Source organism: Barnesiella sp. CU968 (genome assembly GCF_905219685.1).
In the GTDB taxonomy this organism is placed as follows: Bacteria; Bacteroidota; Bacteroidia; order Bacteroidales; family Muribaculaceae; genus Lepagella; species Lepagella muris_A.
The window spans coordinates 1-2,624 of the sequence record NZ_CAJMXD010000395.1 but is presented as its reverse complement, the minus strand read 5'-3'; the positions used below and the strand labels follow the sequence as shown (position 1 = coordinate 2,624).

At 49.6% G+C, this 2,624-nt stretch carries 2 protein-coding genes; both read right to left on the bottom strand.

Annotated elements, in window-relative coordinates; all coding sequences use genetic code 11:
- Positions 1 to 25: 25 nt before the first annotated feature.
- A complete protein-coding gene (gene mobB / locus JX312_RS12010) occupies positions 26 to 1,339 on the bottom strand; it encodes a conjugal transfer protein MobB (RefSeq protein WP_123403389.1) in 1,314 nt (437 codons plus the stop codon).
- The gene (locus tag JX312_RS12005) at positions 1,318 to 1,740 is read right to left on the bottom strand and encodes a hypothetical protein (RefSeq protein WP_123403387.1); all 423 of its coding nucleotides are present in this window, start codon (positions 1,738 to 1,740) and stop codon (positions 1,318 to 1,320) included. The genes mobB and JX312_RS12005 overlap by 22 nt, the downstream gene beginning before the upstream one ends.
- Positions 1,741 to 2,624 lie beyond the last annotated feature (884 nt).

Here is a 2,624-nt window from a genome sequence, read left to right as displayed (position 1 = left end):
CTATGTGGCTGTTAGGCTTCCTTTATTAAAGACCGCGTCCTTTCTTCTTTTTCTTTTTACGCGCACGACGTGCGAAGGCTTCTTCCGCAGGGTCGAAGTCCGGTCCGGTCTGGAATAGTTCCAATCCGGGCAGTACGGGCGAGTAATCGAAATCGTCGGAATGGGACGGCTTCTGCCGTGGCTGTTGCTGAGGCTGATTTGGTTGGCTCTGTTCCGAGGTCTGCTGACCGCCACCGGGTGGCGGCGATTGCTGACCCTGCGACTGTTGACCCTGCAATTGTCTCGGCTGTTGCTGAACCTGAGGTTTTGCCGTCGGGTCATTGAACCAGAGATTGAGAGCATTGGCAGAGAACTCACGACCTAGGCGGGAACCGTTGAGTGCGACATGATTGTTATGGTCCACGAAAGTGACACCGTACAATCTGCCGTCGGCATTGTAGCGCAACGCAAGGTCGATATTCTTTTCTTTCAGCTTGGCGATAAAATCATCCTTGCCTGTGGCCGCTGCCATTGCATCGGACACCTGCCTCTTTGTGGACTTGATGTCGATTTTCTCCTTGTCACGCTCGAACTTACTTTCGATAGCGGTTCGACTCGCAAACTTGCCGAGTCGGGATGCTTTCAGAGGTGTGGCTATGGTATTGCCGTTGTCATCCGTGGCGAAATATACCAGACCGTGATACTCACGCCCATTGACTTTGCCGTCGGTCATCTCGCATCTTACATTATACAGTCCGAGTATGGCGTTATATTCGCCGATGCTCTGGAACTGCCAGCGCATACCAACCAGTTTTACCGTGTTCTGAACCTGACGCTTGATGTCGCCATTGGGGTCAATCTTGGTGATGGGAGTGTCGGGAGATACCTTTTCACGTTGTGCCTTGTGGAGTCCATATTTCTCTTCAAGCTCGGTAGTGATCTTCTTGCTTCGGCGGAACAGGAAAGACTGGTCAAGGCGTTTGCCCTGCTCGTTGACATTGACGGTCACTATATGTATATGGTGGCGGTCGATGTCTTCGTGCTTATATATAATGAAGGGTTGCTCTCCGAAACCGAGTTTGTCGAGATACTCGCGGGCCAGAATTTCAAAATCCTGATCCGTGAGCCTGTCATCCGGATGCGGGTTGAGTGAGATATGGAGAACCGGCTTCTTTGTCCTGCCCATCCTGGGCATAAAAGCCTTGAAGTTCTCCGCCATAGCTCCAATGTTTATATTGCCGTCTGCCGGCAACACTATCTTATTGGCTCCCAACACACGTCCGTGTGCCTCGTTCATCTTCTCCGCGTTGTATGCAAGGGCTCCGTAAAGGCTGCTGCCTATAGAGATTTTTGCGACCACACCTCATCAAACTTGACGGTGAGAGCCTTGACCTCGGCCAAGATGTTAGCCATTTCGATTGTGGCTTTTTCAAGTCTGTAGAGATATTGCATCGCTTTCTTTTCGCTGAACTCCGTGCGCAACTCCTTTACGATAAGGTTGTAGTTCACACCCACAGTGCGGAACTGGGCGAAGAACTCCGAGAGTTTGGCGCAGTATGTCGCCAGCGATTTGTCTGTAACAAGCACTTTGAAAGGCTTGCCGAACAATACTTGTTTGATAAAGGTGGACTTTACCGTCTCATTCGCCTTATCCATCATGTGAACCAGCATGTCAAGCTCGGATGTGTTGAAGCGAACCTTAACAAGATGGTCACACCTGTCCGGGAGCGGAGGTCGTCCGCCCTTGAATGATTTTTCCATGTTGTCTGGGATTTTTGTTTGTTATCGCAACGCGATTTTTCTATACCATGCGCCGCAGGCATCCTTTGGGAAATTCGACTTTGGAGAATTTCCTTGTCCCACACGGGCAAGGTTGTTTCGGTAGGGCTTGGGCCCTCGAAACCTTTTCAGGTCCCTGAAAAGACACCTTGCTGTGTTCCGTTGAACACGTCGTAACTGAGAGAAGAAGCTACCTTATAATGATGGGCTAAAATGCCTGTGTGTTTTCGCCTTGGTGCCGGTCTTCATCAGGCGTATAATATAAGGTGTGTGCGGGAGCATGGATTTTATCTCTGTTGCACATTGCAAAGTTACTGCCATTTCGGTGGTCTGCCGCGCCCTCGTCACGGAAAAGAACGGAACCAAAACGGAATATCACGGAACATGCCCGAAATAATTTGGAACGTATAATGAAATGCCCTTAACTTTGCATCGTAAATGAACGACAAGCCCCCGTGTTCAGGCCGAGAGGATGACTCGGGTACGCGGTCGCCGTTTACCGCCCGCATACATATAATAAGCGGGCTTATCTGCGGTGAGGAAGCCGCGCTGAAATGGCCGGAGCACGCGCTCCATCAGCTATGAAGCACACAATACAAGACTAAAGCCTTGTAAATCAGCCGTAACCTAAGGTTGTTTGATTGGCTGATCAATTAGTTGCTTGGCCGGATAATGAGTTGGCTCGCCGACTATCAAGTTAATTATCCTGCTAATCAGATAGATAACTTTCCGGATAGTTAGCTGGATAGTTGACCAACTATTGTATTGTAAGTCTATCGGATTTGCCGGTCTATATTCCGATATGCTGACGGCTAATCGGCTATTCGGCTAATCAGTCATTTGACTAATTAGCCGAATAGCTAACC

Coding starts and splice junctions, on each gene's coding strand:
- JX312_RS12005 (WP_123403387.1), bottom strand. CDS start 1,740: ATGGAAAAATCATTCAAGGGCGGACGACCTCCGCTCCCGGACAGGTGT.